Source organism: Thermodesulfobacterium hydrogeniphilum (assembly GCF_000746255.1).
In the GTDB taxonomy this organism is placed as follows: domain Bacteria; phylum Desulfobacterota; class Thermodesulfobacteria; order Thermodesulfobacteriales; family Thermodesulfobacteriaceae; genus Thermodesulfobacterium; species Thermodesulfobacterium hydrogeniphilum.
On the sequence record NZ_JQKW01000006.1, the window covers coordinates 86,295 to 107,383 of the forward strand.

The 21,089-nt window shown below is 28.4% G+C and carries 17 protein-coding genes and 1 tRNA gene; 7 read left to right on the plus strand and 11 right to left on the minus strand.

The window, feature by feature from the left end:
* The first annotated feature begins 11 nt into the window (after nucleotides 1-11).
* Nucleotides 12-887, plus strand: a complete 876-nt coding sequence (locus tag CC87_RS00995) for a DnaJ C-terminal domain-containing protein (RefSeq protein ID WP_038055155.1) — start codon at nucleotides 12-14, stop codon at nucleotides 885-887.
* 1 nt (nucleotide 888) lies between these two features.
* On the opposite strand, the gene CC87_RS01000 is transcribed toward CC87_RS00995, so the two are convergent.
* The 3 genes from CC87_RS01000 to CC87_RS01010 are packed head-to-tail and all read right to left on the minus strand — an operon-like array spanning nucleotide 889 to nucleotide 2,782.
* Nucleotides 889-1,494, minus strand: a complete 606-nt coding sequence (locus tag CC87_RS01000) for an HNH endonuclease (RefSeq protein WP_038055156.1) — start codon at nucleotides 1,492-1,494, stop codon at nucleotides 889-891.
* A gap of 1 nt (nucleotide 1,495) precedes the next feature.
* On the minus strand, nucleotides 1,496-1,729 hold the full coding sequence (locus tag CC87_RS01005; protein WP_038055157.1) for an Lrp/AsnC family transcriptional regulator: 234 nt from the start codon (nucleotides 1,727-1,729) through the stop codon (nucleotides 1,496-1,498).
* Between the two features lie 3 nt (nucleotides 1,730-1,732).
* On the minus strand, nucleotides 1,733-2,782 hold the full coding sequence (locus tag CC87_RS01010; protein ID WP_038055159.1) for a uroporphyrinogen decarboxylase/cobalamine-independent methonine synthase family protein: 1,050 nt from the start codon (nucleotides 2,780-2,782) through the stop codon (nucleotides 1,733-1,735).
* A gap of 160 nt (nucleotides 2,783-2,942) precedes the next feature.
* Between CC87_RS01010 and CC87_RS01015 the strand changes: the two genes are divergently transcribed.
* On the plus strand, nucleotides 2,943-4,625 hold the full coding sequence (locus CC87_RS01015; RefSeq protein ID WP_038055161.1) for a bacteriohemerythrin: 1,683 nt from the start codon (nucleotides 2,943-2,945) through the stop codon (nucleotides 4,623-4,625).
* Nucleotides 4,626-4,708: 83 nt separating this feature from the next.
* Nucleotides 4,709-4,782: transfer RNA gene (locus CC87_RS01020), tRNA-Arg, on the plus strand.
* A 73-nt stretch (nucleotides 4,783-4,855) separates the two neighbouring features.
* Here the strand turns inward: CC87_RS01020 and CC87_RS08535 are convergent.
* Entirely contained in the window at nucleotides 4,856-5,266 is a 411-nt protein-coding gene (locus CC87_RS08535; protein ID WP_051920383.1) for a helix-turn-helix domain-containing protein, read from the minus strand.
* A 212-nt stretch (nucleotides 5,267-5,478) separates the two neighbouring features.
* Between CC87_RS08535 and CC87_RS09395 the strand changes: the two genes are divergently transcribed.
* From CC87_RS09395 to CC87_RS01035, 3 genes are all read left to right on the plus strand, one after another.
* Nucleotides 5,479-5,619 (plus strand): helix-turn-helix domain-containing protein, encoded by a 141-nt coding sequence (locus CC87_RS09395; RefSeq protein ID WP_156955553.1) that lies wholly within the window; start codon nucleotides 5,479-5,481, stop codon nucleotides 5,617-5,619.
* 109 nt (nucleotides 5,620-5,728) lie between these two features.
* On the plus strand, nucleotides 5,729-7,351 hold the full coding sequence (locus CC87_RS01030) for a methyl-accepting chemotaxis protein (protein ID WP_038055163.1): 1,623 nt from the start codon (nucleotides 5,729-5,731) through the stop codon (nucleotides 7,349-7,351).
* 99 nt (nucleotides 7,352-7,450) lie between these two features.
* A complete protein-coding gene (locus CC87_RS01035) occupies nucleotides 7,451-7,807 on the plus strand; it encodes an STAS domain-containing protein (protein ID WP_038055165.1) in 357 nt (118 codons plus the stop codon).
* A 71-nt stretch (nucleotides 7,808-7,878) separates the two neighbouring features.
* On the opposite strand, the gene CC87_RS01040 is transcribed toward CC87_RS01035, so the two are convergent.
* Together CC87_RS01040 and CC87_RS01045 are read right to left on the minus strand one after the other, a co-directional pair.
* Nucleotides 7,879-9,582, minus strand: coding sequence for a response regulator (locus CC87_RS01040; RefSeq protein WP_038055168.1), 1,704 nt, complete (start codon nucleotides 9,580-9,582; stop codon nucleotides 7,879-7,881).
* Nucleotides 9,583-9,610: 28 nt separating this feature from the next.
* Nucleotides 9,611-11,215 carry a sensor domain-containing phosphodiesterase gene (locus tag CC87_RS01045; protein ID WP_038055171.1) on the minus strand — a complete coding sequence of 535 codons (1,605 nt, stop codon included), beginning with the start codon at nucleotides 11,213-11,215 and terminating at the stop codon, nucleotides 9,611-9,613.
* Nucleotides 11,216-11,345: 130 nt separating this feature from the next.
* Here CC87_RS01045 and queF point away from each other — a divergent pair, with 130 nt between their 5' ends.
* Nucleotides 11,346-11,717, plus strand: coding sequence for a preQ(1) synthase (queF, locus tag CC87_RS01050; protein ID WP_038055172.1), 372 nt, complete (start codon nucleotides 11,346-11,348; stop codon nucleotides 11,715-11,717).
* Here queF and CC87_RS01055 read toward each other — a convergent pair.
* The 5 genes from CC87_RS01055 to CC87_RS01075 are packed head-to-tail and all read right to left on the minus strand — an operon-like array spanning nucleotide 11,714 to nucleotide 20,961.
* The gene (locus CC87_RS01055; protein ID WP_038055173.1) at nucleotides 11,714-13,360 is read right to left on the minus strand and encodes a FlgT C-terminal domain-containing protein; all 1,647 of its coding nucleotides are present in this window, start codon (nucleotides 13,358-13,360) and stop codon (nucleotides 11,714-11,716) included. The genes queF and CC87_RS01055 overlap by 4 nt on opposite strands.
* Nucleotides 13,350-15,206 carry an ATP-dependent zinc metalloprotease FtsH gene (gene ftsH / locus CC87_RS01060; RefSeq protein ID WP_038055175.1) on the minus strand — a complete coding sequence of 619 codons (1,857 nt, stop codon included), beginning with the start codon at nucleotides 15,204-15,206 and terminating at the stop codon, nucleotides 13,350-13,352. Before ftsH ends, CC87_RS01055 begins: the two co-directional genes overlap by 11 nt.
* Entirely contained in the window at nucleotides 15,206-16,552 is a 1,347-nt protein-coding gene (locus tag CC87_RS01065) for an ATP-dependent 6-phosphofructokinase (protein WP_038055176.1), read from the minus strand. The genes ftsH and CC87_RS01065 overlap by 1 nt, the downstream gene beginning before the upstream one ends.
* The gene (hisD, locus tag CC87_RS01070; RefSeq protein ID WP_051920385.1) at nucleotides 16,549-17,874 is read right to left on the minus strand and encodes a histidinol dehydrogenase; all 1,326 of its coding nucleotides are present in this window, start codon (nucleotides 17,872-17,874) and stop codon (nucleotides 16,549-16,551) included. Before hisD ends, CC87_RS01065 begins: the two co-directional genes overlap by 4 nt.
* A gap of 21 nt (nucleotides 17,875-17,895) precedes the next feature.
* Nucleotides 17,896-20,961: an AIR synthase-related protein gene (locus CC87_RS01075; RefSeq protein WP_038055178.1), complete on the minus strand. Its 3,066-nt coding sequence runs from the start codon at nucleotides 20,959-20,961 to the stop codon at nucleotides 17,896-17,898.
* Nucleotides 20,962-21,089 lie beyond the last annotated feature (128 nt).

The following is a 21,089-nucleotide window of genomic DNA, read 5'->3' on the forward strand; positions in this document are numbered from 1 at the left end:
AGGATTAAAATATGAATTTGTTAAATAATTTTAAATCTTTTGAAGATATTAAGCATTATTTTAGAGAACAAGTTAAAAAGTTACATCCTGATAAAGGTGGTAATAAAGAAGATTTTCTAAATCTTTTGGAATGGTATCAAAACTATCTCAAAAATTATAAGACTATTCCCAAAATAAAAGTTGTTAAAAATCCACCTTTAAAAGGAAATTGTTTTTTTTCAATTTTAGATCTTACTGTAGAAGAAGTAGCTTTAGGAGGAAAGAAAAAAATTCAAATTTTTGGAGAAGAAAAAGTTTGTCCTAAATGTAATGGAACAGGAAAAAACCAAAATGGAAAGATTCAGGTTTGCAATTTTTGCCAGGGGAAAGGTATAATTGATAATTTAAATTGCCCTTATTGCAAAGGAGAAGGGTATTTATATATAGAAAATTGTAAAGAATGTAAAGGGAAAGGTAAAATAAAAACACTTAAAGAAATAGTAATAGATATTCCCTTAGGACTTAAAAATAGAGATATTCTTTTTATTCCTAAGGAAGCAGTTAATACAGATTATGATTTGTATTTAGAGATAAATATTTTACCTCATCCTTATTTTATTTTAGATGGAACCAATTTAATATATAAATGTAATATACCTTTTTGGGAGGTGATTTTAAAAAAAGAGATTTCTGTAAAAACTCTGGAAGGAGAGGAATATATTCCTTCAGAGCTATTTACTCAAGGAACACCTATTGTTCTTAAAGAAAGAGGCCCATTTTTAGAGAATAATAAAAGAGGAAATCTTATAATAGATTTTAATTTGTATGTACCTAAGGATATACCTTTAGAAGCTATGAAATTGATTTCAAAGGCAGTTAAAATTATAGAAAAAGATCAAAGAATATAATTTAATCTTCTAAAATACCTGCAAAATTTAAAAATACTTTCCATGTTTCCTTTTTATGCTTAGGAAATTCTTCCAAAATAAGAGAATGCCATTTTGGTTCCTTAGGAGGTTTTAAAAGTTTTAAACCTGCTTCTTCAGGAGTTCTATTACCTTTTTTGAGATTGCATTTTTTACAGCATAAAACTACATTAGTCCAAACAGTTTTCCCTCCTCTACTTTTAGGAATTACATGATCTATGGTTCTATCCTTGGGGTTTTTTAAAAGTTTACCACAATATTGACATCTAAACTTATCTCTTAATAATAAATTTTGTCTTGAAAAAACTACCTCGGTTTTGGGAAGACTTTCATAATAGGGTAAATAAATAGCATCTGGAACCAAAATAGCTACAGAAGGACTTTTTATCATTTTACCATTACCATTTTCATAAAATTTACTAATTTTAATCCATTCTTCAAAAGAATGAGTAGTCCAGTCTGTAGTTATAACTTTTGCAGTTCCTTTTACCAGATGACAGATAGCTTTTTGCACTGTAGTTATTTGAATAGCCTGATAATATTTGTTTAAAACTAAAACTTTTTCCTGTAAAAGATTATATTTGCTCACTTTAACTTACTACAGGACATGTCATAGTGTGGTTAATAGCAGGTATGCTTTGTAATTTATTTAAAAGGATCTGAGATATATCTTCATAACTTGGCACTTCAATTTCTATTATTATATCGTAAGGTCCCATAATTATATCTAATTTTTTAACTTCTGAAATCTTTTTTAGTTCTTCTGCTACTTTTTGAGTTTGTCCTATCTGGGTATTAATTAAAATATAAGCCCTTATAGCCATTTTTTAAACCTCCTCTGCTATATGGTTTTTAAAAGCCTTTAATAAATTTAGTCCTTTTTCAGCTAAAATTACAGTAAGACTTCCCATACCACAGGCAGGTGTAAACAGGCTTTTTTTAAGAATTTCTTTTTCAGAAAAATCAATTTTAACAGAAAAGTCTTTTAATTGATTTTTAAATTTTTTTAAAACTTCTTCTAACTCTACTTTTTCCAGTTGTTCTTTATCTGTAGGAATTACTCCCCAAGCTATATACTTATTATCTTTTTTTAAAAAGTTTTTAATATGATTATCATAAATTACAAATTTTTCATAAAAATTAAAGCTATCAAAATTTAATATATCTATTTCTGATTCTAAAACTATATCCCATGAAGTGTTTGCACATACATGGATTCCTGGGATGATATTATGTTTTTTGAGAAGAGTAGCTATTTCATTAAGCATAGTAATAACATCATTTTTTGAAATAGTTATGAAAGCAGAAGATCCAAATCCTGCCAGACCAGGTTCATCAAGAAAAATAATTACTTCAGGGGCAAGCTTTTTTAATTTTATTCCTTGAGCTAAAGCCTTTATACTAATAAATTTTGTAATAAGATCTCTTAAATCATCTCTGAATATAGGTATTTCTCCTGTTTCTATTTTTAGAGCTGTAGCCAAAGTAAAAGGTCCTGTAATTTGACCTTTTACAATAGATGGTTTATATTTTTCTCCAAAACTTAAAAAGGCTTTAAATCCTTTTGCTACTTCTTCAGATAAACCAAAATTTTCTAAAAGTTCTAAATTATTTTCTTCCACAATTTGTAAATAGTTTTCATAGAATTTAAGCATATCTTCTTCAAATTTAGGGGAGGAAGTATCAATTTTCTCTTTATCCCAATTGAACCCTGGCAATCCTTCATTGAACTGTAAAAGCATACTTTCCTTTTTTATCTTAGACAGTTGAGGCCAAGCTGGAATATCCAGGTTTTCAAAAACTAATTCTACAGATTTTTTAGGATCTTCTAAAGGAAGACTTCCTATATGAGTAGTTTTTAAAGATAAATCTTTCATTAAAAACCTCCTGATCTAAAATAGTTTCTTTTTAACTTTACCTAAAAAATAGAAAAAAATCAATATAAAATTCTTAATTTCATTGACGTAAAAAAGAATGTATTATAAAATTTTTTATATAAATATTATTTCTAAAAATTTTTAAAAAAGGGAAAAAAAATTGTTAATAGAATGGAATGAACAATTAGTTACAGGTATAAAAGAAGTAGATACTCAACATCAAAAATTAATAAGTCTGATTAATGAACTGTATGAGGCTTTAATTCAAAAAAAAGAAAAGGAAGTTTTAGATAGAATTTTAAGAGAACTGGTTGATTATACCAATTATCATTTTAAAACTGAAGAACGATTAATGGATGAGAATAAGTGTCCAGAAAAGGAGGTTCATAAAAAAGCTCACGAGTTTTTCAAGAGCAAAATAAAAGAGCTAATAAGAAAAAAAGAAGAAGATTATGCAAGCTTTGAATTGTTTAAATTTTTAAAAAATTGGTTAATAACTCACATTTTAGTTATGGATAAAAAATTAGGATGTTTTTTAAAATATGGTCAAGAAAAATGTAAAGACGTATATAAAGATTCTTTAACTGATATTTTAACTAAAAATGCCTTTTTATCCCTTTTAGATCAATATATTTTTAAAGCTCAGGAAGAAGATAAGGAATTAGCTTTAATTTTATTAGATATAGATGATTATTTTTTTATTAACACAAAATATGGTCCTGAAATTGCTGATCTTTTATTAAATGATTTTGCTAAATATTTAAAGAGGCAGATAGAAAAAGATAATGTGTTTTTAGGAAAATATGAGGGAGATCAGTTTATTATAGCTGTTTATGATATTACTTTTTTAGAGCTTTTAGATTTTATAGAAAATTTGATTAAAAAGGTCAGAAATTATAGATTTAATTTGGGGAGAATAGATATACAAATAACTGCCTCCTTAGGAGTGGCTTTTTATCCTTCTGATGGAAAGAATTCTTCTGAGCTTTTAAGAGCTGTTTTTATAGCCTTGAAAGCTGCTAAAAAAGCAGGGAAAAATACTTGGAAATTTTTTGAATCTAAGTTTGAAGAATATATTCAGAAATTTACACAAATTAAAGAACTTATAGAGTATGCTATTAAAGAAAGAAAAATAGTTCCTTATATACAACCCATTTTTGATGCTGAAAAGTTGACGATTATAGGAGGGGAGATACTTTTAAGAATTTTAGATAATAAAGGAAATTTAATACCAGCAGGACATTTTATAGAAATTGCTCATGAAATAGGATATATAGATGAACTTGAAGATGCTTTAATTGAAAAAATTTTATCTTCAAAGTATTTAGAGCTGTATAAAAATAAATATATTTTTATAAATAAAACTATCAAATCCATAGAAAAAGCGATTTACTTATCTTCAGAAATTGAAATTCTTAATGATTTGGCCCATAAAAAAGATTTTTATTTTGTAATTGAAATTACAGAAGAATCTTTAGTTCATTTTTCAGAAGGTGTACAACTTATTAATCAAAGTATTAAAAAATCAAAAATAAAACTTGCTATAGATGACTTTGGGGCAGGGTATGCTTCTTTTACTTCACTTATTAATATTGATGCTGAGTTTTTAAAGATTGATGGATCAATTGTAAAAAGAGTTTTAGATTCAAAAAAGCATGTAAGTATATTAAAAGGAATAATTTATTTAGCAAAAGAACTTGGTCTTAAAACCATAGCAGAATTTGTTGAAACAAAAGAAATAGTAGATTTACTTTATGTTTTAGGAATTGATTATTTGCAGGGATATTATTTAGCCAAACCTATGTCCTTAGAGGAATTTAAGGATTTCAAATTAAATAAATAAGTTTAAATAAATAAGTTTTTATATTTGAATTGTGGATCTTGAAAAATTGTTTTAAAATATTAAGATAAAAAGGAATTTAATATGCCCCCGTAGCTCAGGAGGATAGAGCACGAGATTCCTAATCTCGGTGTCGCAGGTTCGAGTCCTGCCGGGGGCGCATGAATTCTATGTTTCAGAGGAGTTTATAGTTCACTAAGCAATTTTAAAAAACGCTAAGGTATTCATTTTTTTTATGATTCAAGTTCCTTAACTAAGTCTTGAAGAAATTTTAAAGCTTTTTCGTTTCCATTCTTAGCTTTTATAAAATTTATAAAAAATGTTAAAAATTCTTCTATTAATGATAGATTAAATATTTTTTCAAAAAGATAATGATAGTCTTCTAATGTTGAATTTATAAAAAAGAAATTATTTTCTAATAATTTTTGAGATGTTTCAATATGATCTATAAACATATTTCCAATTCCTAAAAGTAACCAATTTAGATTAACTTTATAATGGAGTGCAATTTTTATAAGCATATCATAACCAGGTTTTATTTTTCCATTTTCATATTTAGAAATCATGGTAAAAGGTATATTTAATTGAGCTGCCATTTCTTTTTGAGATAGACCAAGCTTTTTTCTAAGTAATTTTAGTCTCATGCTAAAGTTGTCCTTTCTTTTTTCTGTCATATATTTAATCAAAATTGGTTAAAAAATTAACCAATTTAAGCCATTTTAACTTGACAATTTTCTAAATTGTATTAGTATTTTATAAAAATATTAAACAAAAAAAATCTTTAATATTATATATTAATTTTAAATTATAACCCCCATAAAAGCAATTCTATTTCAGATTATAATTTTTTTAAAAAATGATAAAAATAAAAACTAAAGAAAGAACGATAAAAATAAAAACAGCTTTATTATTAAAAGGGTTAAAACAAAAGGACATTGCTCGAGATTTAGATATTAGTTCAGCAGCTGTAAGTATGTTTATAAATGGGGAAACGTAGTTCAAAACGATTTGAAAAATGGGTAAAAGAAAATTTAGGGATAGAGTTGTAAAGAAGTATCAGATAATTATAAAAATTGTTAGATTATACAGAGAATCAGGAGGATTATATGTTTAAAAATTTAAGTATTGCTAAAAAAATAGGTTTAGGATTTGGGATATTGATTTTTTTGATAATTTTGCTTTCTTTTTATATGTTTTTAAATCTTTCAAAAATAGAAAAACATATGAGAAAATTATACAATAATTTTTATAAATTAGAGGCAGTGCAAAATATAAGAACTTTAGTTTCGGATGTTACAGTAAGAGAGCTTTTAATGATGCTTCGTGTAGAAGATTTGCAAAAGAGGAAAGAGCTTTATAAAAAAATTCAAGGAGTTGAGGATATTTATAAAAAAAATCTTGAGTTTTTGAAAAAGGCTACGGTATCTAAAGAAGAAGCTAAAAAATTAAATGAATTTATTGATGCTATATTAAATTTAAAAGAAAAAAATAATAAAGTTATTGAACTTGCTTTAAAAGGAAAAACTTCTGAAGCGAATTTGATTTACGATAAAGAAGTTCTTCCAAAAATAAATACAATTGATAAAAAAGTTAGTGAATTGTTAAATTATCATCGAAAAGAATTAAAGGATGAAATAGGTGATGTAAAAGAATCTGTACGTTCAAGTGTTATTGTGCTTTTATTGTTAGGTATTATTTCTGTAATTATATCATTTTTTGTATGTATTAATGTAATAAATGGAATAAAAACACCTGTTAGAAAAATAAGTGAAAATCTCAAGAAGGTAAAAGGGGGAGACTTTACTATAAAGTTTGATGTAGCACGTAAAGATGAAATGGGAATAATAGCTCAGAGTATTAGAGATACAATAGAAAATGTAAAAGGGCTTTTGAGAGAAATAAAAGAAGTATCCATAGCTCTTGCAAGTTCAGCAGAGGAAATGAATACTATAAGTAAAGAATTTAGTGTTAATATAGATACGACTACAGAAAAAACTACCCAAATAGCAAGTGCAGCTGAAGAAATGAGTGTAACTGTTGTTGATATTGCTAAGAATACTCAAAATATACTCAATTCAAGTGTAGAGACAGCTAAGGTTGCAAGAGAAGGAGAAAAATTAACTCTTAAAACAGCTCAAGAGGTTAAAGTGATAGAAGAAGCTGGTAAAAAATTGCAAGATATAATGCTCAGGTTAGTAGAAGAGACAGAAAAAATACAAGAAGTAGTAACATTTATTAAAGATGTAGCGGAACAAACTAATCTTTTAGCTTTAAATGCAACTATTGAAGCGGCAAGGGCAGGGGAACATGGTAAAAGTTTTGCTGTAGTTGCAGGAGAGATTAGAAAGCTTGCTGAAAGAACAAATAAATCAACAGAAGAAGTAGATCAGATGATTAAGGAAATTCAAAATGTTGTAGAGGAAGTTAAAAATGCAGTAAAAGATATAAATGAAAAGGTTAATTTAGGAGTTAAATTATCAGAAGAAGCATCTAATATCCTTAATACTATTGCAGAAAAAGCTGATAAATTACAAGAAATGATTCAAACTATAGCGAGTGCAACAGAAGAAATGAGTGTTACTGCAGACTCTGTTGCAAAGGATGTAGGGAGTATTGCAGAAGGTACAAAAGATATAAAAGTAGGAATAGAACAGTTAGTTGAAACTTCAAAAGAAGTAGCCAAACTTGGAAATGACCTTAAAAATGCTATAGAAAAGTTTAAAGTTTAAAACAAAAGTCATTAATAAATGGAAAATATAGCTCAAAAAGATTGAAAATAGGTAAAAGAAAATTGGGAATAGATTTGTAAAGAAGAGGGGAAAGAGAAAATGAATAAGAATGATATGAATAATCTAATTTTACAGGAAGAAGATTTTAGTGTAAACGTTTCTATTACGGAGAAAGAAAATGAACTTATAATTACTGGACATGTTATTACTATAAGTGATTATTGGCTTATTAAAGAGGTAGTTACTAATTTGGTTGAGAAAGGATATAGAGAAATAATATTAACCTTTAATGATGCAGAGATATTAAATTCTTCTATTATAGGATTTCTTTTGAAATTAGTTTTAAAAGAAAATATAAAGGTTAAGATAAAAATTAAAAATCCAGATCTTTATAAATTTTTAAAGATTTTAGGCGTTATAGATGTATTTGAGATAGAGAAAGTAAACCTTACATAGGGATTTAAAACTTTTAGAGAACAGGATAAAAGAAAAGGAGAAGGAAGAAAAAAGAAAAATAATGGATGATGTTACAATTTTTTTGGAAAACAGTTTTTTAAATCAAAAATTACTACTATAGTATTACCACTTAAATTAAAGAAAAAATCTTTAGCTAATTGATTTATTATTTTAAATCCATAACCACTAAACAATCTTTTATAACCATTTTCAAGAATATCTTTTTTATTAAATCCACTTCCTTCATCTTTTATAATTATATACAATTCCTTTTTAGAAATAGACAAAACAAATTTTATTTTAATTTTTTTAGTAATAGCGTTAGCTACAAAATTGGAATAATTTCCATTTATTATAAATTTTTCTTTTTGTTGAGGACTTAACTTTAAAGAACCATGTTCATGAGCATTTAATAATAGTTCATTCATAATAGTAAGAAATTTATTAGCACAAGAATTAAAATATTTGGTTTTTTGTAATCTTTTGTAGATTAAAGTTAAAAATTTATTAATCTCAATTAAATTAGAATTTATTTCAAATTCCGATTTAAAAAAACCTTTTATTTCACAAGAATTTATATATATTGCTGTAAGATCATCATCAAACTTTTTGATTTTTTCATAAAAAATACATAACCAATCTTTAAAGGTGTTTGAGTACAAAAAATCGTTATCTAAAAGTTTAAAATAAAATTTGTAATCTGAAGCCTGTGCAGTTAAAATGCCATCTGAAAGTATTAACATTTTTGTTATATTAGCCAAATCAATTTTTACCTTTTTAAAATTATGGGTATATTTGGAAATAGGTAATTGCTCAGAATATATTTTTTTTAACTTGGAATTTTCAATAATATATAAAGGTGGCATACCAAAATTAGATACCAAAATTTCATTTTTTGATACATCCATTAGTAAAAATAATGCACATAATACTTCATTTTCCAAAAGAATGGAATTAATGAAATATATAAATTCTTTAACCAAAAAATCAAATATTTTTTCATTATTATTTAAATTTTCTTTTATACGTAATCTTGGTAATATATTTATCAGATAGTTTATAAAAGCTGTAGCTGTAACAGCAGTAATAGAACCAGGAATACTTTTTCCCATTACATCAAAAATAAAGAAAAAAATTTTTCCCTTTTCTAAAATTCTTATAGAATATGTATCTCCACTAAGAATTTCTATAGGTTTATAAAATGTTTTAAAATAAAAAATTTTTTTACCTAATGGAATGTCTTCCCAATATGTAGAAGAGATCAACTCGTTGTTAATTATCTCTTTTTGTTTTTTAAAGGCTTCTTTTTGTTGATATTGTAGATATTTGTTAATTAATTTTGAACTTTCCAATTTTATTTCTGGTTTTTCCAATGTAAAATTTTTACAAATTTTATTTTGGATTAAATTTTCAATGACTTTTATCAAATTATTAATAGTTTTAGAATAAACATCTTTTAAGATATACTTGTCTATTGCGACATTTAATGTTTTTAAATAAGAAATATCTCTTTTTGTAGTAAGCAAAATAGTTTCCAAATCAGGATTAAACTGCTTAGCAACATTTGCTAATTCTAATCCATTAATATATGGTAATCGGTAATTTACAATTAAAATATTAAACTGTTCGTTTTTAAGAGTTTTTAAAGCTTCTTTAGGATTACTACAAGCTTTAACATTAGGGCATATCTTTTTAAGATTATATTTTAAAATATCTAAATAAAACTTATCATCATCTACAATCAAAATTTTTAAAGTATTAATTAGGTTTTTCATTTTTCATAATCGTTGTTCTTTTTAATTTTTATTTTTTTTGATATTTTTCATAGTTTAATATAAAATCTTCTATAGAAACCGGTTTGCTGAAATAAAATCCTTGTAAATAATTACAATTTAAACTTTGGAGAATTTTTAATTGTTTTTCGTTTTCTACCCCTTCTGCTAAAGTTTTAATTCCTAATTTTTTAGAAAGATCTATAATAACTTGAACTATAGCCATGACTTTTGGTTCATTTATCATCCTTTTAATGAAGTTCATGTCTATCTTTACTATATCAACAGGAAAGTCTATTAAATATCCTAAGGAAGAATATCCAGTACCAAAATCATCTATAGCAATTAGAATATCTAATTTTTTAATTTCTTTAAGAATAGAAAAGACATTGGGTTCTATAAATAATCTTTCTGTAAGTTCAATTATAAACGGTGATTTTAAGATTTCCCTTAAATTCTTCAATTTATCAATTAAAGATGGAGTAAAGAAACTTTTAGCTGATAAATTGATAGATGGAATAGCTTTAATATTATTAATTTTAGAAGCAAGTAGTTTTATTTTTTCAAAAATCCAATTTTCAACTTTCGTAATAAGCCCGGAATTTTCTAATATTTCAATAAAATGTTTAGGAAGTATAATTTCTTCATTATGTTTTAATCTAAGCAAAATTTCAAAACTTTCAATTTCAAAGGTCTTGCTTGAATAAATGGGTTGTACATAAAGTAAAAATTTTTCATATTTTAATGCCCTTAATATTTCATTTCTCTTTTCTATTTCTTTTTTAATTAAAATATCTATATCTTTACTATAAGAAAAATGTATATTTTCTCCCTTGTTTTTAGCTAAATCTAAAGCTAAAAGAGCTTTTTCATAGAGATCTTCTGCATTATCTGCATCTTCTGGATATGTAGAAATACCCAAATTAAAACTTATAGGGATTTCTTCACCATTTATATTTATGGGAGAAAGTAATTTATCAAATATTGAACTTATAATACCAGGTAAATAATGTTTATTTTGATTAAAAATGACAATTAGAACTTGATCTAATCTTATGTTTGAAATGTAGGCTTCAGGGAAAAGTTTTTTTAATTGATTATTTAAAATTTTAGTGATTTTATAAGCTACATTTAGACCAAAACTTGAAGATATAGTAAAAAAGTTTCTAATTTCTAATACAATAAACAAAATTGGATTATTTCTAAATTCAGTAATATAAATTTCAACGTGTTTTAAGGTTTCTTTTAAATTTATAAATTCTTTGTTATGAGATATAATAGATTTTAATTCTTTTCCAAAAAACACAAAAGCTTCCAAAGAATCTTTATTTTTAAGAAGTAGTATGGTAAGTTCTACTGTGGTATATATACCATCTTTTTTTTTCAATTTTGCTATAAATGAGTAATTTTTTCTTAAAATAGATAAGTTTTTTAACTTAGACGATTCAATAAATAAATCTAATTTCTGCCCAATAATTTCTTCTTTTAAATAGTTAGAGATCTTATAAAAAGCTTCATTGGCAAATAAGATTGTTCTTTGTGTATCTGTTATAATAATGATTTTATTTATTTCTAAAGCTAATTTATAGATTAAATTACATATTTCTTCTTTAGAGATGTTTCCACTTGATTGCATAATTATATTAAAAATTATAAATATTAAATATGAAATTTCAAGTTTTACTGTTTAAATGATAATAAAATGTGATTAAAGAATCATCTTGTTCTTGTTTTTTTAAAAAATTGCTATAAAATAAAAATATCTTATGGCAGAAAAAAAATATGGTGAAATTGCTATAGAAGAAGCTCAGCTTGAAGCATGGGACAATCCCTATCCTGATAGAAATTATCTGATTGAAATCACTTTTCCAGAGTTTACTTGTCTTTGTCCTCGTTCAGGATATCCAGATTTTGCTGTAATTAAAATCTCCTATATTCCTAAGGATAAAATTGTAGAATTAAAGTCTTTGAAACTCTGGCTTAATAAATTTAGAAGCCGTTATATTTCTCATGAGGCTGCTACTAATGAAATATTTGATGCCCTCTGGAATTTACTTCAGCCCAAAAAACTTAAAGTAATAGCTGATTTTCATCCCAGAGGGAATGTTCATACTGTTATTACTGTGGAAAAGCCTTAAAAATAACTAAAATAAAGCTCACTCTCTGTTTGACCAGGATATTTTCCTTTTACATTGGTAAAATAAAGTACATGATTTACTACCCCTATTCCTGTAATAAATCCTGTTTGAGCATTTGTAATGTTTTTATAAAAATAAGTTCCTTTGAAACTAAGAACAAATATTTGAGAAGTGGCACTATTTAATGGTATATATTTGAGATCAGATTTTACAGTTTTCAAAGGAAATTTATTAGATACAAAGAGAACATCAGGTATGCCATCTTTATTAAGATCAGCTATCACAGGAGTGATTAAAGGTTTAACAATTTGTTTTATTATTTGATAACTTGGTTTTCCTTTTACCAGTTTTATATTGTAAAAATGATCAGCTACAGGATATGGAGTTTCCCAAACTAAATCATTATTTTTATAAATCCCCAACTTTCCATCAGGAAGATAATTCAGAATTTCAGGCTTCCCATCCCTATCTAAATCTACAAAAGAACTCCCTATGTTTTTATAATTTTCAGGGAGATCCAATTTCATGGCATATATTAATTTGTCATTTTCTCTTTTTAAGATATATACATCTTTTCCAAAAAATTTTTCTGAATCAAAAGTCTGACCAATAAGGGTATCTTTTACTCCTCTGGCGGTATAATCTATAAAATTAAGAATCAAATTAATATTAGTGATTACAGGAACAAGCCCTTTAGAGGTATATTTCAAAATTTCACTTCTCATGCCAACTCTCTCATCATAAATATTTAAAGCAATCCAACCAGAGGGACCAACAGAAAAATTCAAAATCTTACCATATTGTGGCTTATATTTAGCTAAAAGACCATCTTTTATTTTTACTATAAATAATCCTTGATCATTAAAATAAACCATTTCTGGAATTCCATCATTGTCCAAATCTGTAAATTCAGATTGAATTACTTCTTTTTTCATTTTTCCTAAAAGTGAAGGCTTTAAAATCTGAAAATCTTGAGAAGGTTGATAGTTATAAGTAATGGCAGGAATATGTGTAATAGGTTTATAACTAAAACCACCATAATATCTTATTAAATCTAATTTATAATTGTAAACTTTTATAATATTTTCATCCTCTACAAAAACAAGATCAATTTTATTGGATAAAAGATATTCAAAAGAGATTTGACTTAATTTAAGATTTGGGTTGAAAATTATTTCACATTCGGGGAGATTGGTTTTTAAGATTAAAAGTAAATTTTCATCTGGATTTGGTTTTTCAGAAATTACAAGTATTTTTAAATCAGTAAATCTTTTAATAGGAGTGGGTATAGGAAATTTTTCTTTTTGAGAAATTATTTTTGCTGTAGCAAAATTTTCATCCACATGAGTGATTTCAATTTTTCCTATAAATTTTTTTAAAAATCCTAAGGTTTTACCTGTGCGTGGATCAGTTATTTTTTTTTCCAATTTATAAACTGAAAAAATATCCTTAGGTTTTACTCCTTGAGCAGCACCTTTATCAATTATAATCTCACCTTCTTCTGAACCTATAATAAAAGCCGAAATAGGAGTAAAATCCTTTTTAATTTGTTCATAAACTTTTGGAGGAATATCTGACCAAGAATTTTTACAAAATAAGAAAATAAAAACTCCCAAAAGAAAAATAACTATTTTATATTTCATTTTTTTCCTCCTCTTTTTTGTGTTGATATAATAATTTTTCAAGTTCTTCTCCCTCAAGGACTTCTCTTTCAATTAAAAGTTTGACCATTTTTTCTAAAAGCTCTCTCCGTTCTTCCAAAATTTTAACTGCACTTTCATAACAATTTTTTAAAATTCTGGCAATTTCTTTATCTATAATTTTAGCAGTTTCTTCTGAAATAAGTTCTCTTTCTTTAAAAGGAATATCTAAAAAGAGATGTTCTCTTTTTCTGAAGGTTTGAGGGCCTAAAATTTCGCTCATTCCATAATCCATAATCATAGCTCTTGCAATTTCTGTAGCTTTTTCAAGGTCATTTTGAGCGCCTGTAGAGACCTCTTTAAAAACCAATTCTTCTGCAGCTCTACCTCCAAAAAGAACAGAAATCTTAGCAAGAAGTTCTTTTTTAGTGACTAAATATTTTTCTTCTGAAGGAAGTTGTAAAGTATAACCTAAAGCAGCAATTCCTCTTGGTATAATAGAAACCCTATGCACTTTTTCATGAGGAGTGAGAACAGAAGCTACTATAGCATGACCAGATTCATGATAAGCAATACGTTTTTTTTCTTCAGGAGAAAGATAACGATTTTTTTTGGCTAATCCTGCTATAACTCTATCTATAGCCTCTTCAAAATCCTCCATTTCTACAGCTTCTTTACCTTTTCTTGCAGCAAGTAAAGCAGCTTCATTTACAATATTAGCCAAATCTGCTCCAACCATTCCAGAGGTCCTGGCTGCAATAACTTTTAAATTTACATCAGGAGCGAGTTTAATATTTTTACAATGTAATTTTAAAATCTCTTCTCTTCCTTTTAAGTCTGGACGATCAACCACTATCACTCTATCAAATCTTCCTGGTCTTAAAAGAGCAGGATCAAGAGTTTCTGGTCTATTAGTTGCTGCAATAATTATAACTCCTTTTTTAGGGTCAAAGCCATCCATCTCTGTGAGTAATTGAGTGAGAGTATGTTCTCTTTCTTCGGAGCCTCCAGCAGGAGAAACACCTCTAACTCTACCTACAGCGTCTATTTCATCTATAAATATTATACAAGGAGCCATTTTTTCTGCTTGGGCAAATAGATCTCTTACGCGTGCAGCTCCAACTCCTACGAACATTTCTACAAAAGAAGAACCAGAAATAGAAATAAAAGGAACTCCTGCCTCACCTGCTACTGCCCGAGCAAGCAGAGTTTTCCCTGTGCCAGGAGGACCCACTAAAAGAACGCCTTTAGGAATTTTAGCACCCAACCTGGTAAAATTATCAGGATATTTTAAAAATTCTATAATTTCTTTTAATTCTTCTACTGCCTCCTCAACCCCAGCTACATCTTTAAAAGTTACATTAATTTCATTTTCTATATAGATTTTGGCTTTGCTTTTACCAAAGCTAATAATTCCTCCATCAGGAGAAGCAAATCTTTTAAAGATAAAAAGCCAAAATCCAATAAAAATTAATAAAGGAAAAATCCAGGATAAAAGTGTAAACCAATGATTGTTTTCTGGCTTTATTTCATAATTAATTCCTTTTTGATCCAATAGTTTAAAAAGATCAGGATCTTCTGGAGGTTTGTAAGTTTTAAAATATGTAGCTACACTAACAGGCTTTTTTCTTAATTCAAATAACTTTTTTGCTGCTCCCTCTTTAAATTTCCCATATATAACTGATTTTTTAATAATTAAATTATCAACCAGTTTATTTTTAGCTAAAACTTTAAATTCACTATAACTGATTTTTTCATACTTTATATATTCTCTCTCTATAAAAAGAAGAAAGAGAGAAAAAAAAATAAGAATAACAAGAAAAATACTTAATTTTTGACCTTTATCCATCAGTTATTTTTTAAGGTTCCCTGTCCTGTTGATTCTAATACAGAAAGCCAGAATCTACCATGTAGATTAATCTGTTTTCTTCTTTTTACTGCCTCTTTTAAAGGAATATGAACAAATTGCTCATTAATATTACTTATCATTATACCTGTTTTTCCAGCCATAGCAGCATGGACAGCATATTGCCCTAAAAATCCACAATAAATTCTATCCTCAACATTAGCAGGAACACTTCTTATAATATAGCTTGGATCTATATATCTTATAACAATGGGTATATTTTTCTCTTTGAAATACTCTTCTATACGTTCTTTTAAATATCTTCCAATATCTCCAAGTTTTATATTTCCTGAAGCATCATATTCAGGAGGATCTTTTTGAACATATTTTTGTCCTGCTCCTTCTGCTACTACTATTACTGCATGTTTTCTATTTTTCAATCTTTTTTCTAATTCTGCTAAAAGACCCTTAGGTCCATCTATATCAAAATCCATTTCAGGAATCAAACAAAAATTGACTTCTTTAGTAGCAAGAGTAGCAGCAGCTGCTATAAAACCAGAGTGTCTTCCCATAAGTTTTACTAAACCTATTCCATTTGGTACTGCGATGGCTTCTGTATGAGCACATCTTATAGCATTACAAGCGAGTTCTACTGCAGTATCAAAACCAAAAGTTTTTGAAACAAGCCAGATATCATTATCTATAGTCTTTGGGACAGCAATAACAGCAATTTTTAATTTCCGTTTATCTATTCCCTCTTTTATTTTATAAGCTGCTCTAAAAGTTCCGTCTCCACCAATCATAAAAAGGATCTGAATATTCATTCTTTCAAGGGTATCAACAATTTCATCAATAGGTTGATGCCCACGGGAGGTTCCAAGAAAGGTTCCTCCCATAGTATGAATATCTTTAACTAATTCAGGATTAAGCTCTAATACTTTATGTCTATATTTAGGAATAAATCCCTGAAGCCCGTATCTGAATCCTATAATTTTATCTACTCCATAAGAATAGTATAAAGTCATTACTATAGAACGAATCACATCATTTATACCTGGACATAAACCTCCACAAGTGACAATTCCTACTTTTACTTTTGAGGGATCAAAATAGATATAAGGTCTTGGTCCAGCTACTTCTAAAGAAGGAATGTCTTTTCCTTGAGAAAGACTTTCTTTAAGATAACTATAATTAAGCCTTAGAGTTATTCTGATATCATCTGTAATAAAAGACATAGGAGCTTGTTTCATAGGATTAGGAATTTTACAGGGACCTAAATTTTCTACTTGAGTATCTATATCTTCAAGAATTTCCTCTGTAAATTCTAAATAAGAATCATATTCTTTCATTTTAGATCCCTCCTCAGTTTTTTTATTCTTACTTTTACAGCTTCTGCATGAGAAGGAAGATTTTCTGTTTCTGCAAGTAAAATAACTTTGTCTGCTTCAGATTTGAGATCTTCCAGGGAATACTTCAAAAAATTAATCTTTTTTAAAAATTTTTCCACGGAAAGAGATGAGCAAAATCTGGCTAATCCCATGGTTGGTAAAACATGATTAGGTCCTGCTATATAATCTCCCATAGCTTCAGGAGTAAAAGAACCTAAAAATACAGCACCAGCATTTTTAACCATAGATAAATATTCCATAGAATTTTCTATACAAAGCTCTAAATGTTCAGGGGCTATAAGATTTGCTAAAAAGAAAGCCTGTTCCAGATTCTGAGTTATAATAATAGCTCCTCTTTGAGAAAGGGATCTTTCTGCAATCTCACTTCTAAACCCTTTTGCTAAAGCAGAAGGTAAAAGATTTTTGACTTCCTTAGTTAATTTTTTAGAAGTAGTTATAAGGATAGCTAAACTCATGGGATCATGTTCAGCCTGAGCTAACAAATCCCAGACTACAAATTCAGGATCTGCTGTTTCATCCGCTATAATTAAAATTTCGCTTGGTCCTGCCAAAATATCTATTCCTATCCAAGAAGAGACAAGTTTTTTAGCTATAGTAACATAGATATTCCCAGGTCCACATATTACATCTACTTTTGGTAATGTTTCGGTTCCATAGGCCAAACCAAAGATAGACCAGGGTCCTCCAACTTTGTATATTTCATCTACTCCTGCCTCTTTAGCAGCTACTAAAAGAGCTGGATGTAAAGTTTTATCCTTTCTGGGAGGAGATACCATTACAATCTTTTCAACACCTGCTACTTTAGCAGGTACAGCAGTCATGATAACTGTGGAAACAAGAGGAGTTTCTCCACCTTTCCCTCCAGGTATATAAATCCCTGCTTTTTCAACAGGTTTAACTACCTGCCCTAAGATAATATTAGAACCATCCTCTATAAACCAAGATTGAGGCAAAGCCTGAGAATGAAATTTTCTAACTTTTTTTATAGCTAAACGAATAGCAGAAAGAAGCTTTTTTGGAATTTTTTCATAGGCTTTTTCTATTTCTTCTTCTGTAACTTTTAATTCAGAGGATTTAAACAAAACTCCATCAAATTTCTGAGTAAATTCTATTAAAACTTTATCACCCTCTTTTTTAACTTTTTCTCCAATTTTTTTAACATTTCTTTCAATTTTAACAGGAAAACTCTCTATACGATTTATAATTTTTGTTAAATATGAATCTGCTCTTTTAGAAGGATACTGATAAACTCTAATTTTCATTTTTTAAACCTTTTTAAAAATTTACCAATTACTAAAAGGCAATTGCCAGGCTTTTTTAAGCTGTATTATATCAGATTTTAAAATGGTTTTTCCGGTTAGATCTTTAATAATTAAAATTGGTTCAGCAATAACTTCTCCAATAAGAGCAAAGGGAAGATCAGACATAAGTTTCTCAAAATCTCTAATTTTTTCTTTTTTAACTGTTACAAGAATTCTTCCAGCACTTTCAGAAAATAGGATGTAATCTTCTCTTTTTTCTCCTTCATAAGGGACAGCGCTTAAATCTACTGCTATGCCATAGCCACCTGAAAAGGCTTTTTCAGCAAGACAAACTCCCAAACCTCCATCAGAAAGATCATGAGCAGACTCAATTAATCCCCAATAAATAGCGTCTCTTAATCTTAGATAAAGTTTTTTATTTAAATGGGGATCTGGTTTGGGAACTTCACCCCCTTTTATATCAAAAAGTTTAAAATATTCAGACCCACCAAGTTCTTCTTTAGTTATTCCCAAAATAAAAACAAAATCCCCTGGATTTTTGACATCCATAGTTTGGGCAAATTGAATTTTAGGTATTTTACCAACTACAGAAAAAAGCAGGGTAGGTGGAATAGAAATTTTTAAACCCCCATCAGAAAGAATAGTTCCTACTCCATAAGGATTGGGTTTATCTGGATCTAATCCAAGGCTCATAAGATAATCATTTTTCATAGAATCTTTTCCAGAAATGCAGGGAACACCATAAGTTTTAGTAAAATCATAAAGAGCCATATTGGCTCTAACAAGTTGAGCAAGTTTAAATTTTCCATCAGGGGTTTTCTCACTTTCTATGGGATCACACCAGCAAAAGTTATCAAGACCTGCCATGTATTCTAAATCAGCACCTACACAAACAGCATTTCTAATTGCTTCATCTATAGCATTTGCCACCATCCAATAGGTATCAAAATCTGAGAACTTAGGGCATATTCCATGAGCTACTACAATTCCACTTTCATTCTCAAGGTCATATCTTAAAACTGCTGCATCACTTGGTCCATCATTTTCTGCACCTACTAAAGGTTTAATAACACTTCCGCCTTGAACCTCATGGTCATATTGTCTAACAACATATTCTTTGGAACAGATATTATAAGAACTTAATAGATCTTTTAAGATTTTTTCAAAATCTTCAGGTTTTTCCACTTTAGGTTTTCTGGAGTATTCTGGTGTTTTCCATTCTGCGTATAATTCAAGTTGAGGAACCCCGTTATGTAAGAATTCTAAAGGTAATAACCCTACAGTTTTTTCTTCGTATAAAATATGGAAATAACCAGAATCAGTAAATTTACCAAGAACTGTAGCAAGCACTCCCATTTTGTTAGCTAATTCTAAAAATCTATCAATCTTATCAGGGGGAACAGCCACAGTCATTCTCTCCTGACTTTCTGAAACAAGGATTTCCCAAGGACGAAGTCCAGGATATTTTAAAGGAGCTTTAGCAAGATCTATTTCAGCTCCTCCAGATTCTCTTGCCATTTCTCCTACAGAAGAAGAAAGGCCACCTGCACCGTTATCTGTAATAGAGTTGTATAAACCTTCATCTCTGGCTTTAAGTAAGAAATCTACCATTCTTTTTTGGGTAATAGGATCTCCTATTTGCACGGCTGTAGCAGGAGATCCTTCATGTAAAGCTTCTGAAGAAAAAGTTGCTCCGTGAATACCATCTTTTCCAATCTTTCCACCTACCATTACCACTAAATCACCAGGTTTGGCTCTTTTTTCCCAAGAAGGTTCATTATTAATACAGAGAGGTAAAAGCCCTCCTGTTCCGCAGTAAACCAGAGGTTTGCCAAGATATCTGGGATCAAAGACTATAGATCCATTTACCGTAGGTATTCCACTTTGATTCCCTCCGTGTTCCACCCCTTCTCTTACTCCTTCAAAAATACGCTTAGGATGTAAAATACGAGGTGGTAAAGGTTTATCCCAATCAGGAGGAGCAAAACAAAATATGTCTGTATTAAAAATAAGCTTAGCTCCTTTACCTGTACCAAGGGGATCTCTGTTTACTCCTACAATCCCTGTTAAAGCACCTCCATAGGGATCAAGGGCAGAGGGACTATTATGTGTTTCTACTTTAAAAGCCAAAGCCCATTTATCATCAAGTTTGATTACTCCTGCATTATCTACAAAGATAGATAAGCAAAAATCTCTTTTGCCTTTTTCTTTTCTGATTTCTTCTGTAGAGGCTTTTATAAAGGTTTTAAATAGACTGTTTATAATCTTTTCTTCGCCGGTATCAAGGTCTTTATAATAAATTTTAGAATTAAAAATTTTATGTTTACAGTGTTCTGACCAGGTTTGAGCAAGACTTTCAAGTTCTACATCGGTGATGGCCTCATCAAGCCCATATTTTTTTCGCACCTTTATAAAATCAGGATTGGAAAAATATTCTTTTATAGTCTGCATTTCTTTAAGATTTAAAGCCAAGAGACGATCTTTAGAAAGCTTAATCAGTTCTTCTTCTGAAAGCTCTGCCAAATTGAAAGTTTCTACAACAGGTGGAAAATATTCTGTAACTCTTGGCACAGGATAACTTAATCCTTTTTGAATAAAATCCTCCTTAGAAAGGATAAACCATCTTTCAATAAGTTCATTAGCTAAAAGCTCTTTAGCAATTCTCTCTACATCTTCTTTTTTTATAGAACCTTTTATAAGAAACTGACGGGCAAAATAAACACCTTCCTTAGAGGAATCCAAGGGTCTTTCCAAAATATAACTTAAAGCTTCTTCTGCAGTTTTTCCTTCATTATCAGTAACACCAGGACGATAACCAATTTCTAAAACCCAATCAAAAGAATAATTTAGCTCTAAGGAAAGAGGCTTGTTAATGCTAAAGATTTGAATTACAGGATCACATAGAGCGGATTTAGTAAAAGTTTCAATAATATCTTCAGAAAAGTCACCTTCTACGAGATAAACTTTGATAAAATGAACTTCTTCTAAGGAAAAACCAAGATCCTGTTCAATTTTTTTAAAAACTTTTGCACCGAAAACATCTTTAAAATTAGGTTTAGTAGCAACTTCTATTCTATAAACCCCCATATCACAGAATATATCATTTATTATAAAAAAATTCAACCCTAAATTATCATTAAAACAAGGTTATTCAGATTCTATTTAAAAAGATTACATAAAATTAGTTTTTTACAGTTGACACTCTTAGTTTAAAA